This is a genomic window from Duganella sp. FT27W, from assembly GCF_009295655.1.
Lineage (GTDB): Bacteria > Pseudomonadota > Gammaproteobacteria > Burkholderiales > Burkholderiaceae_D > Rugamonas > Rugamonas zoogloeoides.
Genome location: NZ_WHIV01000001.1, coordinates 197,792 through 210,653, shown reverse-complemented (window position 1 = coordinate 210,653; position 12,862 = coordinate 197,792). Strand labels below are relative to the sequence as shown.

Annotated in this window: 12 protein-coding genes; 1 reads left to right on the top strand and 11 read right to left on the bottom strand. The window is 64.5% G+C overall.

Annotated features, from left to right (window positions below; translation table 11 throughout):
* Positions 1-8: 8 nt before the first annotated feature.
* On the bottom strand, positions 9-821 hold the full coding sequence (locus F8197_RS00940; RefSeq protein WP_152879249.1) for a DUF4019 domain-containing protein: 813 nt from the start codon (positions 819-821) through the stop codon (positions 9-11).
* 165 nt (positions 822-986) lie between these two features.
* On the opposite strand from F8197_RS00940, the gene F8197_RS00935 reads away from it, so the two are divergent.
* Positions 987-1,748 carry an SDR family NAD(P)-dependent oxidoreductase gene (locus F8197_RS00935; RefSeq protein ID WP_152879247.1) on the top strand — a complete coding sequence of 254 codons (762 nt, stop codon included), beginning with the start codon at positions 987-989 and terminating at the stop codon, positions 1,746-1,748.
* A 42-nt stretch (positions 1,749-1,790) separates the two neighbouring features.
* Here the strand turns inward: F8197_RS00935 and F8197_RS00930 are convergent, their stop codons facing one another.
* The 10 genes from F8197_RS00930 to F8197_RS00885 all read right to left on the bottom strand — a co-directional run bounded on the left by F8197_RS00930 (position 1,791) and on the right by F8197_RS00885 (position 12,781).
* Entirely contained in the window at positions 1,791-2,267 is a 477-nt protein-coding gene (locus F8197_RS00930; protein ID WP_152879245.1) for a hypothetical protein, read from the bottom strand.
* 132 nt (positions 2,268-2,399) lie between these two features.
* Positions 2,400-3,374 carry a TIM barrel protein gene (locus F8197_RS00925; protein WP_152879243.1) on the bottom strand — a complete coding sequence of 325 codons (975 nt, stop codon included), beginning with the start codon at positions 3,372-3,374 and terminating at the stop codon, positions 2,400-2,402.
* Complete coding sequence (locus tag F8197_RS00920; RefSeq protein ID WP_152879241.1) at positions 3,371-4,144, bottom strand: TIM barrel protein; 774 nt, start codon at positions 4,142-4,144, stop codon at positions 3,371-3,373. Before F8197_RS00920 ends, F8197_RS00925 begins: the two co-directional genes overlap by 4 nt.
* 1 nt (position 4,145) lies before the next feature.
* Positions 4,146-5,384 carry an MFS transporter gene (locus F8197_RS00915; RefSeq protein ID WP_152879239.1) on the bottom strand — a complete coding sequence of 413 codons (1,239 nt, stop codon included), beginning with the start codon at positions 5,382-5,384 and terminating at the stop codon, positions 4,146-4,148.
* A gap of 18 nt (positions 5,385-5,402) precedes the next feature.
* Complete coding sequence (locus tag F8197_RS00910; RefSeq protein ID WP_152879237.1) at positions 5,403-6,371, bottom strand: sugar phosphate isomerase/epimerase; 969 nt, start codon at positions 6,369-6,371, stop codon at positions 5,403-5,405.
* A 24-nt stretch (positions 6,372-6,395) separates the two neighbouring features.
* Positions 6,396-7,358 carry a sugar phosphate isomerase/epimerase gene (locus F8197_RS00905; RefSeq protein WP_227012003.1) on the bottom strand — a complete coding sequence of 321 codons (963 nt, stop codon included), beginning with the start codon at positions 7,356-7,358 and terminating at the stop codon, positions 6,396-6,398.
* Positions 7,359-7,456: 98 nt separating this feature from the next.
* Positions 7,457-8,107, bottom strand: a complete 651-nt coding sequence (locus tag F8197_RS00900; protein ID WP_152879235.1) for a TetR/AcrR family transcriptional regulator — start codon at positions 8,105-8,107, stop codon at positions 7,457-7,459.
* Between the two features lie 54 nt (positions 8,108-8,161).
* A complete protein-coding gene (locus tag F8197_RS00895; protein WP_152879233.1) occupies positions 8,162-9,865 on the bottom strand; it encodes a GMC family oxidoreductase in 1,704 nt (567 codons plus the stop codon).
* A 16-nt stretch (positions 9,866-9,881) separates the two neighbouring features.
* Positions 9,882-10,547 (bottom strand): gluconate 2-dehydrogenase subunit 3 family protein, encoded by a 666-nt coding sequence (locus F8197_RS00890; protein WP_152879231.1) that lies wholly within the window; start codon positions 10,545-10,547, stop codon positions 9,882-9,884.
* 14 nt (positions 10,548-10,561) lie between these two features.
* Positions 10,562-12,781, bottom strand: coding sequence for a TonB-dependent receptor (locus tag F8197_RS00885; protein ID WP_373996749.1), 2,220 nt, complete (start codon positions 12,779-12,781; stop codon positions 10,562-10,564).
* Positions 12,782-12,862 lie beyond the last annotated feature (81 nt).

Here is a 12,862-nt window from a genome sequence, read left to right as displayed (position 1 = left end):
ATACAAGTCTACTTGCACCTGAACTGCTGTCGCACCTTCTCGATATCATCTGGTTTGAGCCTTTGCTGCGTTTGCTTGTCGATATAATTTTCTTCCTCTCGAACCAGGACGAACTGGCCATCGGACTGCTCGCGCCACGCCAAAAATCCGCAATGAATATCGATCTCGGCAAATTTGCTGGTGAAATCCACTGCCGCGTACAGCCCCGGTTCGACCTGGGGCGGATTGCGATACCACGTTATTTTGGAAATGGTGCGCTGCTGCGCTGCTCCGGCCTTGGCATTGAAGGCCTGCTTGATGCCCTTCCAGGCCTCGAAAGAAGTGGCGTGTTTCGCGCTCGCAGCCAGCACCTCGTACGCAAGGGTGTATTCGCCCTGGTCTCTGGCGTCAAAGTAAAGCCGGCTTTGCTCCTCGACCCGACGGACTTGTTCTTCCGTTGCAGCACCTGGTGCGGTGCCGGCTTGCGCAGCGGCCGGCGGCGCCGCCGAAGCAGCAGCACCGCACTCAATATCCTGTCGCAGCACCAGCATTCCCGGCTTGTCCTTGGCGCCGGCGATCTGCTCTGTCATGTTAAACGAGTACCTGCCGAAAGACGCGCTGCGGGGCGCGCACAATTGGGCTGCTTTCGGCATCAGTTCCTCCTGCCCGGCTGTCACATTGCTGCTGCGGTAGCTCTTTAAGGTCAATTGGTACTCATTGTCACCGGAGCGCTGGACATTAACCTCGGACACCTTGGCCATAGCGTTGTCCAACACCTGGGCAAACCCGGTCAGCGGAGCGGCGGCGGTAGCCAATATCAAACCGATTTTTAGAATATGCATAGGTGAGCAAGGTTGGTATTTTTATCTTGCGGCCAGAATAGCATGCGGCCACCGGTGTCAAATCATTCGATTGCCTGCGAGTACCGAAATGCGACGTTTCCAATGGCTGTGCTAACGTTATTACAAGATTTTCTTGAACTAACAGACCTCCATGAAAGGAACCAGATGACCCGTTTCAAAGACAAAACCGTACTGATCACCGGCGCCGCCTCCGGCATGGGCCTGTCGGCCACCCGCCGCTTCCTCGACGAAGGCGCCCGTGTCACCATGCTCGATATCGATGCAGACGCCCTCAAACAAGTCGCATCGAAATTCCCGCAAGACTGCGTGTTGGTGCAGGTCGGTGACACCGCCCACCAGGAGACCGCGACCAATGCCGTCAAGGCCACTGTCGAGCGCTTCGGCGGGCTCGATGTCCTGATCAACAACGCCGGCATCGGCAGCGAAGGCGACATCATGCAGACCAGCGAAGCAGACTTCGATCGCGTAATGGCCGTCAATGTCAGCGGCTATTTCCACATGGCCAAGGCCGCGATGCCGGAACTCGTCAAAACACGCGGCGCCATCGTCATGACCTCGTCCGTCTCGGGGTTGGGCGGCGATTGGGAAATGTTCGCCTATAACACGTCGAAAGGCGCCGTCAGCAATATGGTGCGCGCGATGGCGCTCGATGCGGCCAAGGATGGTGTACGCGTCAACGCGGTCAATCCCAGTTTCACCAGGACCGGGCTCACCGAAGACATGCTCAAGGATGCGGAACTGGTCGCCAAGTTCAAGGAACGCATGCCGCTCGGCGCTCCGGAAGATCCGGACGGGGTGGCAGCGGCGATGGCGTTTCTTGCCAGTGACGACGCACGTTTGATTACCGGGGTGAATTTGCCGGTCGATGCGGGGTTGGGGGCTTCCAATGGGCAGCCACCTCAATAGATCCACCTAAGGCAGCTCCTGAGGACTTCGCTATTTTTCCTGTTATTTAGCGGGCATCTTGGAAAATGCACTGTACAGCGCTGCGGAAACATATGCGGTTAAAACAGGTGCACTCATGCGCTGCATGCTGTCGCCCACGACTGCCTGCTTTTCGCTTAACTTGCCAAAATATCTGGAATTTCGCCCTTCCGATGCAAGTGACTTCAGCTCTTCCGACGTAAAGTTTTGAGCATAAGCCTTGGCAAGGTTGTCGTTCCATTGTCCCTGGAATTGCGGCGCATGATAGTCCAGCTCTTTCGATACCAGCCGTTCAGCTCCAAGCATTCCCATGCCGCTGACAAGGATGGCGAAGGTCTGGGTTTTCCGTGCCGTCGCCAGTCCCAACGTTTTCAAGTTACTGCCGACGTTTTGGCGTAAAACGAACTCGGTTGCGGCTCCATTGGCTGGCTGTGCAATCGCCACTGGCGACAGGCCCGAAACGACAATGAGGAATATCGAAATCCTGAGTAGTGCTTGCATAGAGGTTCGCTGGAGATGTTGAACGAGAACGGATGGCCTTACAGGTCCAGTGTAAGGCCTTGTTACTCTAAAGACAAGGATATTGCGGATGCGCATCGCGCGCAGCTGCACCAGCCTGCCACTGTGAATCCGCTACACGTCAATAATATCCACACACTTGCGCAACACCGCCACCTTGTCCTGCCCCGCCGACGGCGTCCACTCATGGCTGACAAAACCGGTAAATCCCGCATCGGCGATCGTCGTCGCCAGGTGCAGGTAGTTCAGCTCCTGCGTCTCGTCGATCTCGTGCCGGCCCGGCACGCCGCCGGTGTGGAAGTGGCCGATCAGCGGCATGTGCTGGCGCAGGAAGTTGGTGAGGTTGCCGTCCATGAGTTGGGCGTGGTACAGGTCCACCAGCAGCTTGACCGACGGCGAGCCCACCTGCGTTGCCACGTCCAGCCCCCACGGCAGGTGGTCGAACATGCTGCCCGGCGGCGCGGGCGGGCCGCCGGTGTGGCCGGTGTTGATGTTCTCCATCACCAGCAGCACCTTGCGCGCTTCGGCGTGCGGCGCCACCCGGCGCAGGAAGGCAATCGCATTGCGCTTGCCTTCGTCGTAGCCGATGGCGCCACGTTCGCCGCAGGTGACGATGATGCTCGGGATCCGGTTGGCGGCCGCCGCGTCGATGCGGTCGTGCAGCGCCGCTTCGAACAAGCCATCACGCTCGATCGTGCCGATGGCGTTCCAGCCGGCCGGGCCGGCCGGCGCACGGCCGGGGCGTGAGATGCCGCCGCCGTAATCGACGCGCAGCAGCGACACCATCAAGCCGTGCTGGCGTATCAACGGCCAGTCGGCCGGGTCGCTGGCGAAGTCGAGTCCCTCGATGCCCAGCGCGGCCGCCATGCGGCAGGTTTCATCCATGGTGGCGCCGAACAGGTGCGGTGTAATGCCCTGCCGCAGCCGCCTGCGCGGCGTACCCGACGCTGCCATCACCGGCGTCCGTGCCTGCGCCTGGCCCATGGCCGGGGCGCTGACCGCCGCCGTGGAAGCAGCCACAGCCGCCAGCGCTCCCACCGCGCCAAGCACGCGCCGGCGCATTGGTGAATCGAGTCGTCCAGACGTCATGCCGCCAGCCCCAACGCCCGCCTGGTCAATGCCAGCGATTCCTCGGCGCCCACGGTCGGGAAGTATTCAAGGCCGATCTCGCCCTGGTACCCCTTCTCCTTCAGCACCCGCATCACACCCGGCCAGTCGATGCCGCCGGTACCCGGCTCGTGGCGGCCATCGGTGTCGGCCACCTGCACGTGGCCGACGTACGGCATGCGGTCGCCGATGGCGGCCGCCAGGTCCTCGGCCGTTTGCGCCGAGTGGAACACGTCGGCCAGCACGCGCAGTGCCGGGCTGTCCACGGCCGCAGCGATGTCGAGGCCACGGCCGATGGTGTCGACGAACATGCGCTGGCCGCCCACCACCATGTACACCGGCTCAAGCCACAGCACGGCGCCCGCTGCCTGCGCCATGGCGGCGGCGCGCTTCAATACCGCAACCACGGCGTCGAATTGCTCCTGCACCGGCACGTCGGGGCGGGTAAAGCCGGAGGCCAGCACCATGGCGGCGCCGTTCAATTGAAGCGCGACCGGAATCGCGTCGGCCACGGCTGCGAGCACCTGTTGGTGATCGGCGGGATCGGCCAGGCTGCGGCGCGGCTCCACGCAAAAGCTGCGCACGCGCACGCCGGTGGCGTCGGCGGCGCGGGCGATGGCCTCGATCGGCTTTTCGCGCCACAGGTGGAATTCGACGCCGGTGACGCCGGCTTTGTGGGCGGCGTGGATGCGGGCCGGCAGGTCGTCGCCGGCTTCCGTGAACATCCATTCGATACAAGCTGCAAATTTCATCTCAATGATCCTTGGTATGGTTGAAGACCAGGACAACGGCAACGATCAGGCACAGGACGCCGATCACTGCCACGCTGGCCAGGAAACTGGGGGTGAACACGCCGATCAGCGAGACCAGCGGCGGGCTGAGAAACTGCCCGAGGAAAAAGGCGCCGCCCCACAGGCCCATGCCGCGCCCGCGATGCTCGAAACCGTAATGCAGCAGTGCCCACGTCACCAGCGACGGCAGCAGCAAGCCGCCGCCGACCTGCCCCAGCGCGTCGAGCGGCAGCCCGAGCGCCAGGTTGGGCGCGAACGCCACGCCGACATAGCTGACACCGTAAAACGCCAGGCAGGTAGCCAACAGCATGCGCACCGACACCCCGGTCAGGCGCTTGAACAGGTAACCGCCCAGCACCGTGCCGAGGCTGGCCACCGTGGCCAGCACGCTGATACGCTCGGGCGACGCCACGCCCATGTCGTTGAAGATGCGGCCGTGCTGCACCGCCTGCACGAAGAACACCAGCGAGAACAGCACCGTCACGCCGCACACCAGGACGGTGGCGCGCCACGGGAACGGCGTGGCCGCCACGCCCGCTGCCGCCCGCGTATCGGCGGTGGAGCGCTGCGGCTCGCGGCAGAACGCCAGCGCCAGCGCAAACACCACGAAGCCGGCCAGGTACAGCAGGAACGGATAGCGCCAGTGCATGCCGGCCAAAAAGCCGCCCGACAGCAGGATGGCGGAGCCGATCAAGGGAGCGAACATGTTCTGGTAGCCGAGCCACTTCTGCCGCTGCTCGCCTTCGAAGTAGTCTCCCATCAGCGCATTGCCCACGGTGAGGATGGCCGCTTCGGCCAGGCCCACCACCACCCGGCTGGCGACGATCAGCCACAGGTTGTCGAACAACATGGGGGCCAGGCCCAATAGCGAAAACGCCATCAACGCCACCAGCAGCAGCTTGCGCCGCCCCCAGCGGTCGGCAATGGCGCCGGCAAAGCCCGAGAACAGCGCCACGCACAGGGATGGCACTGTGATAATCATCGGCACCAGCAGTTCGAAATGCGGCACCGACGAGAACTGCCGGAACAGCTGCGGCAGGCCCGGCACCAGCGCGGCCAGCGCCAGGGTGGGCATACTCATCACGGCCATCAGCGCGATGCCTTGCGCGGCGCCGCCCGGGCGCGCGCGCGGTGCGCCGGTGAGGGCCGGGTCGGTGGCGATGGAGGCGCCTGCGGGGCCTCCGGTCTGGATCGGATTCACGGTGCGTCCTTTCTGCGCTTAGCGCACGTGGCGATCCAGTACGTTCTGCTTGTACCAGCTGTTGAGCATCATGCCGGTGGCGATCGGTTCCGGTCCCTTGTCGCTTTCGACGATGATCCAGCCCGCGTAACCGAGTTCGCGCATGGCCGCCAGCAGCGCCGGGAAGTCCACCAGCCCGGTACCCATCTCGCCGAACCAGCGCGGGATTTCACGTTCGCCGCCGGCCGCGATCAGCGCCCGCTCGGCGTTGGGCAACTGGTACTCGCCCAGCGTGTCGATCGCCAGCGCATCCTTGAAATGGAAGTGCAGCACGCGTTGATGGAAGCGGCGGTACAGCGCCACCACGTCGTGGCCGGCGATGGTCAGTTCCGCCGTGTCGAACGCCAGGCCCACGTTATCCGCATCGCACAGCGCCAGCAGTTGTTCGATTTCGTCGGCCGTACGCAGCGCCGACAGCGCGTCGATGTGCAGCACGGTTTTCAGCCCCAGTGCCGCCGCCATGGCGCTGACCTGGTTCCAGCAGTCGGCCGCTGCCGCCATCCGCTCGGCGTTCAAAGCGCCCTCCTTCCAGAACGACGGGAACGGACGCACCACCAGCAATTCGCCGCCCAGTTGCGCCAGCATGGCGGCGTGGATTTTCGCCTGCGCGACGATGCGCGCATGGTCGGCCGGCTCGGTGCTGGACAGGCCGAAGTGCAGCTCCTCAAAGCTCATCAGGGTCGAGTCGAAGAACGTGCTGGCCACGCGCGTAATGCCCCAGTCGCGCAACTTGAGACGGAAGTGCTCGGGCGAGCCGAAGTTGATGTCGATGTTTTCCGGGCGCCCGATCGGGTCCCAGCGGCCGCTGCCGGCATTGAGTTCCACGGCCGAGAAGCCGCAGGCGGCAGTCACCTTCAGTGCACGTTCGATTTCTTCCAGGCGCGCGAAGCTGGTAAAGCCGGCTTTCCACTGGTTGACGGCGTAGCCCCATTTGATCTGTTGTGTCATGTTGTTCCTCGCTTAGCGGTAAATTCAGGCGTAGATTTTTTTCAGGACGTGCTGGATGTACCACGCCGACAGCGCCGTGCTTTCCGGGTAATTGCCCCCGCCGACATCGGCCTTGTCGTGCTCCACGCCCACCCAGCCTTCGTAGCCACACTCCTTCATGGCCTTGAGCATGGCCGGGAAGTCCACCAGCCCGCCCGGCACGCCCATCTCGTGGAACCAGCGCGGCGTGGTGGGCGCCATCACTTCGGCGTCGGGCTTGCGGCGGTAGTCGCCGGTCAGGTCCACGTCGAGCGTGTCCTTCATGTGGAAGCCGCCGCAGCGGTCGTGCAGTTTCAGGTACAGGTCCACCGGATCGACGCCGGCGATCACGTGCTGCGCGGTGTCGCAGTAGAAGAACACGTAGCGCGGGTCGGTGTATTCGTAGAACTTGCGCAGCTCCTCGGCGCTGCGGATACCGCAAAAGAACTCGTGGTGGCAGCAGGTTTTCACGCCGTATTCGAGCGTCATCTTGCCCACCCGGTTCCACAACTCGGCGCAGGCCTTGAGCTTGTCGTCGGTGACCGGTTCGACGTCGTAGTACAGGCCCGCCGGCATGACGATGAAGTTTTCCACGCCCAGGCCCTGGCTCGAGCGCATGATGTGCTGGGCGTAGTTGAAGATGTGGTCATGCGTGCTGCGGATGTGCGGCGCGCTCTGGCGTTCGTCGTACATCACCGCGTGGAACAGACTCAGTACCTTGTCGATGCCGCGCTCCTGCATGAAGGCGCGGGCATTTTCCAGTGAGCCGAACAGCTCGCGCAACGGGCCCAGGTGGAAGTCGAACGTCTCGATGGCCTCGTAGCCGATGGCCGAGATCTGCTTGAGGAAGGCGTCGAAGCGCTTGACCGACGTGTATTGCGACAGTTGCCCTTGCGGCGTGTCGATGCGCCAGTGGTCCATATAGGCCCAGCGCAGTTTCGGAGCAGGTGCAGGTATAGATGAACTCATGCCGATTCCTTTTCTAGAATTAGAATGTTGATTATGTTTTAGGCTAATGCCCTGGATGCGCGACCTGGCACGCGGCGAAAGCCGCGCACCACGCCCGGTCAGCGCTTGGGAGGCGTAAACAACAGGAATGCCAACATCATGTCACTGAGGTCGTCGAGCAGATCGTGCCAGTCGGCGTCCTCGCCCTTGCCGCCAAAGCTGTCCAGGCCCAGAAAACGCGCCTGGGTTGCATAGACCAGCAGCAGACCCGAGTCGATGGCGCGGTCCGGCTGCGGGTGGCGGATCTCCTTGCCGCAGGCCTTGAGCAGGCGGATGAATTTGGCGTGGTTCTCTTCTGCCGACTTTTTGCCGGCCGCGTTGATGGCCGCATCGGTGGGACCGCGCAGCATGAACGAGCGCAGCACGCTGGCGTTCTCGCGCAGCAGGTTGCCCAGGCTTTGCACCACGGCCGGCACCACTTGCGCCAGCCCGGTGGCCTCGCGTTCGATGCGCGCCGCCTCGTCGGTGAACTGTTCGGCCAGGCGCTCGAGGAAGCGCACCTGCACCACGCGCAGCAGTTCGTCCTTGCCCGCCACCCGTCCGTACAGAGAACCGGTGGACACTTCCGAACGCTCGCAGATATCGGCCAGCGTGATCTGGTCGTAGGCGCGCTCGCGCAGCAGGTCGATGGTGCCTTCGATGATGCGCTCGAAAGACAGCCGGCTGCGGCCCTGTTTGGGCGCGCGGGCGTGGGCACTGAGTGGCGGCATGGGTGTCGTGGTCCGGATAAGAATGATGGGTCGGATTATAGCCAAAGGGCGCCGTTACAGCCGCCCTGCTTTGAGCTCGGCCACCGCGAAGTCCACTGCCCGCACCGTCAGCGCCATATAGGTGAGCGACGGATTGACGGTGCCGCTCGACGCCATGGCCGAGCCGTCGGTGACGAACAGGTTGCGCACGCCGTGCACCTGGTTGTGGGCGTTGAGCACCGAGGTGGCCGGGTCGTGGCCCATGCGCGCGCCGCCCATCTCGTGGATCGACGTGCCGGGCAGGCTGCGCACCGGCGCCAGCTGCACGCGCGCGGCGCCCGCCGCCTTGAGCATGGCTTCCGCCTGCTTGCCGGCATCGATCGCCATGCGCTTTTCGTTTTCGCCGTATGCGACGTCAAAGCGCAGCTGCGGCAGGCCGAAGCCGCCCTTGTTGCTGTCGTCGAGCGTGACGCGGTTATGCGCCTGCGGCAGCTGCTCGCCGAACGCCCCGAGGAACGCCACCCACTTGCCGGGGCGGGCGATATTGTGTTTCATGCCGGCGCCAAAATCGTCGGTGAGCGCAGCAGTATTGGTCCAGTCGTCGCGCATGGCGCCGCCCTGGAAGCCGTAGCCGCGCGTGAAATCGGCGTCCGCATCCTGCCCGCCCACGTTACGGAAGCGCGGGATCAGGATGCCGGTGGCGCGGCGGCCCTTGTAGTTGCGGTCTTCGAATCCCGGCACCTCGCCAAACGCTGCCACGCCATGGTGATCGACCAGGTAGCGTCCCAGCACGTCGCTGTGGTTGCCGATGCCGTTGGGGTGCGCCGCGCTGCGCGACTGCAGCAGCACCTGCAGGCTGCCGTAGGTGGACGCGCACAGGAAAATCACTTTCGCCTTGAACGTGGTGCGCGCGCCGCTCTGCGCATCGATCACGCGCACGCCGGTGGCCTGCTTCGTGCGCGGATCGACATCGATCGCTTCAACCACGCTGTTGGTGCGGATGGTGAGGCGCCCGGTCTTTTGCGCGGCCGGCAAGGTGGAACTGAGCGAACTGAAATACGCGCCGAACGAGCAACCGCGGTTGCAGATATTGCGGTTCTGGCACGGCCCGCGGCCGTCGTGCGGCACGGTGAGATTGGCCACGCGGCCGATGGTCACGCGGCGGTCCTGCCATTTCGCCTCGATGCGCTGCTTGAGCGCGCGCTCCAGCGCCGTCATTTCCATCGGCGGCAGATAGTGCCCGTCCGGGAAGCTCTCCAGCCCTTCGGGCTGGCCGCTCACGCCGATGAATTTTTCCACGTGCGTGTACCATTTTTCCAGGTCGGCGTAGCGAATCGGCCAGTCGTTGCCATGGCCGTCGCGCGCATTGGCCTTGAAGTCGTCGTCGCCCCAGCGGTACGACTGCCGGCCCCAGGTCAGCGAACGCCCGCCCAGCACGTCGGTGCGGTGCCAGCGGAATGGCTTGGTTTCCTGGTACGGGTTTTCGCGGTCGTTGATCCAGTACTGGCGGTTGGCCCAGCTGAAGGCGCCACGTTCGATCTTGCTCTGCACCGCGTACTCGCGCGCAAACAGTTCGCGCTCGGGCAAGCCCTGGTTGGGCGCCTGCCACGGCGGCGTGAACTCGTGGATGTAGCCGGTCTGATGTTCGAGCGGCTTGCCGCGTTCGAGTATCAGTACCTTCAGCCCCTTTTCGGTCAGTTCCTTGGCGGCCCAGCCGCCGGTAATGCCCGAGCCGATGACGATGGCGTCGAATTGCGTGTTCTGCTTTTTCGGATTCATGTGCGGTCCCCTGCTTTCAGATGACGACCTGGTACGGCCAGGTCTTGATGTCCACATTCGATTCGAACTTGCCGGGCACCGGCATGTAGCGCAGTTCGCGGTTGCTGCCCACTTCGGACGTGAAGTAGCCGAGCACCACCAGGTCGCGCAAGCGCAGGTAGAACGGCGACTTGGGATCGAGGATGCGGTCGGTCAGCGAGAACGTACGGCCGCCATACGGGCTGGCGGCGCGCAGCGCTTGCAGCACGTCGGCGCCCTGCTCCGCGCTGCACGCGGCAAAGGCGCGGCCGTGGCGCTGCTGCGCGGCGGCGTCCAGGTCGGCCAATCCCTTGCGGAAGAATGACGCTTCGTCGGCGGTCATCCAGTTGGCCACCATGGTGGCGACGAACTGCGGCACGCCGGCCTCGGTCGCACCCGGGGTGTCGGTGGCGGGGATGATCGTTTCGGCCGCCGCTGTCAACGTGGCCAGCTCGGTGGCGGTCAAGGCCTGGGCGGTGTTGGCGGCAACGGGCGCGCCAGCGGCTTTCAGGGCTTGCGCCGCCGCCGGCGCGGTCCACACGGCAGCAAGCGTGGTGGCCGCCAGCAGCGCGCCCAGCACGTCGCGCCGCGAAACGCCGCGTTCTTCATGCGCCGCGTGGTGCTGGCCGGCGTTACCGTCGAAATGCACTTTGGAGATGTTCATGGTTCGCCTCTCTGCTAGAACTGGGTGCCGGCGCGCAGGCCGATGGTGCGCGGCGCGCCGATGCCGAAGCCGCCCGGCACCAGGCTGTCGATGGTGATGGTGTTTTCCAGGTTGCGGGCAAACGCCTGCACGTAAAATTTCTGCGCGGCCGCCGTGTAGGTCACGCTGATGTCGCTCTTGCGGTACGACGGCTGGCGGTAGCGCGAGGCGGACGCCGAATCGCTGAGGAAGTAGGCGCCGTTCAGGCGCGTGCCCACCTTGGCCACCACACTGGCACCACTGTCGAACATGAACGTGTGGGCATAACCGAGGCTGGCGTTGTAGGCCGGCGCGCGGTCGATCTGCTGGCCCGACCAGTCGGCCACGCCGTCGGGCGTGTACGACTTGAACTTGCCGTCGGCCGTGGCCAGCGAGAAGTTGATGCGGTCGTCCGCCGTGGCCTGCCAGGTGCCTTCCACTTCCACGCCGTCGATGGTGGCGTTGGAGGCGTTGGTGGTGAGCGCGCCGCAGGTGGCTGCCGTGGAGCCGGTGCACACCACGGAGGTCAGCTGCATGTCCTTGTAGTCGTAGCGGAACAAGGCGGCGCCCAGGCGCAGGCGGTTGTCGAGGAAGCGGCCCTTGACGCCCGCTTCCAGCGACGTGATGTTCTCGGGCAGGTAGGCCGAGCCGCTGGTGTCGTTGAAGCCGCCCGCCTTGTAGCCGGTGGACAGGCTGGCATACACCATCACGGCCGGGCGCAGGTCGTAATCAAAGGCAAGCCGGTAGTTGGACTTGCTGCTTGCCACGTGGGCCGTGTAACCGGGACCGGTAAGGCTGCCGCTGAGCGGATCGAAGCCCGATTTTTCATCGCGCGTGGTGCGCGCCCCGAACGTCACGCGCAGTTGCGGATCGACGCGGTACGTCAGCTGGCCGAACGCCGCTTTCGAGCGGCTGTGCACCGTGGGCGTGAACGGCAGCACGATCAGCGGGCCGGGCGTTTGCGTATTGAAGGTGGACGAGCGGAAGATGTCCTCGTCGTAGTGGTACAGCCCCGCCACCCACGACAGGCGCGGTGCGCCGGCGGAATTGAACCGCAGCTCGTGCGTGCGCTGGGTGGAGTCGCCGAACATCGGGTTGTACATCGGGAAGCCGAAATAGGTGCCGTTGTTCAGTTCATTGAGTCTCGATTCCAGGCGGGCGAACTGCCAGGTCACGTCCACCGCGTCGCCCAGCGTGGTTTTCAGTTCCGAACGCAGCGACGTGGCCACGTCGTCCTTGTAGCTGCCGGTGTCCGTGTAGCGCGCGGCGGCCGTGCGCTGCGTGTCCGCGCCCCGGTCCACGTACACGGGGTTGGCCAGGTTGTTACCGCTGGCAATCGGCGTACCGGTAAAGAAATTCGTCAGAGGCACCGAGCTGGCGCCGTTGCCGCCCGCCTTGCTGCGTTCGGCCGTCAACAGCCAGGTAGTCGTCGGCGAGAAGGTCAGCAGCGCGTGCACGCGGGCGGCGGTGTCGTCCTGGTCGGTCAGGCCCACGGTGTTGGGACCGGGTTTCAGGTAGCTGTCGTGACGCACCTTGACGGCGGCCGCGCGCAGCGCCAGCGTGTCGTTGACCGGGAGGTTGACCATGCCCTCGACGCGGCGGGCGCCGAAGTCGCCAATCTCGGTATCGATGCGGCCCTCGAGCTTTTTGCCCGGCTTGTTGGTGATCAGGTTGATGGCGCCGGCGGTGGCGTTGCGGCCGTACAGCGTGCCTTGCGGACCGCGCAGCACTTCGATGCGCTCGAGGTCGAGGAAGCTGCCCAGTTGCGCCTCGCTGCGGCCGATGTAGGCGCCATCGACATTGAAGGCGGTGGACGAGTCGCCCTTCTCGCTGGTGTCCAGGCTGACCACGCCGCGTATGGCCACCTGCAGTTTGCCGGAGTCGGTGGAGATCTGCACATTGGGCGCCAGCTCGGTCAGCGCCACGGCGTTGGTGGCGCCGCTCTGGCGCAAGTCGTCGCCGCCCAGCACCGACAAGGCCAACGGCGTCTTGGACGCCGGCTGCGCGGTTTTCTGCGCAGTGACGATCACTTCGATCAGCGGGTTGTCCTGGGACGGTTGCTGAGCGGCGGCGCTGCCATAGGCGGCCAGCAGGATGGCGCCGAGGCTGGCGATGCCGACACGGTGGTGAACATGGTTGTGGGCATGGTGGTCAGCATGAGGCGGGCGCGCAGCAACCGCGCGCAAGCCGGGGCTTGCATCGATTTCAAGGGGCACTTTTTGTCTCCGACGTTTGGACTTTTGCAGTCTCGTTTTGGGCCGCGCCATCGGGTGGCACGTGTCACTTGCAAATCAGGA

What these genes read in the sequence shown, in the direction of transcription:
- F8197_RS00935 (WP_152879247.1), top strand. Translation starts at nt 987, where the DNA reads ATGACCCGTTTCAAAGACAAAACCGTACTGATCACCGGCGCCGCCTCC.
- F8197_RS00900 (WP_152879235.1), bottom strand. Translation starts at nt 8,107, where the DNA reads ATGCCGCCACTCAGTGCCCACGCCCGCGCGCCCAAACAGGGCCGCAGC.
- F8197_RS00940 (WP_152879249.1), bottom strand. Translation starts at nt 821, where the DNA reads ATGCATATTCTAAAAATCGGTTTGATATTGGCTACCGCCGCCGCTCCG.
- F8197_RS00895 (WP_152879233.1), bottom strand. Translation starts at nt 9,865, where the DNA reads ATGAATCCGAAAAAGCAGAACACGCAATTCGACGCCATCGTCATCGGC.
- F8197_RS00890 (WP_152879231.1), bottom strand. Translation starts at nt 10,547, where the DNA reads ATGAACATCTCCAAAGTGCATTTCGACGGTAACGCCGGCCAGCACCAC.
- F8197_RS00905 (WP_227012003.1), bottom strand. Translation starts at nt 7,358, where the DNA reads ATGAGTTCATCTATACCTGCACCTGCTCCGAAACTGCGCTGGGCCTAT.
- F8197_RS00930 (WP_152879245.1), bottom strand. Translation starts at nt 2,267, where the DNA reads ATGCAAGCACTACTCAGGATTTCGATATTCCTCATTGTCGTTTCGGGC.
- F8197_RS00920 (WP_152879241.1), bottom strand. Translation starts at nt 4,144, where the DNA reads ATGAAATTTGCAGCTTGTATCGAATGGATGTTCACGGAAGCCGGCGAC.
- F8197_RS00910 (WP_152879237.1), bottom strand. Translation starts at nt 6,371, where the DNA reads ATGACACAACAGATCAAATGGGGCTACGCCGTCAACCAGTGGAAAGCC.
- F8197_RS00925 (WP_152879243.1), bottom strand. Translation starts at nt 3,374, where the DNA reads ATGACGTCTGGACGACTCGATTCACCAATGCGCCGGCGCGTGCTTGGC.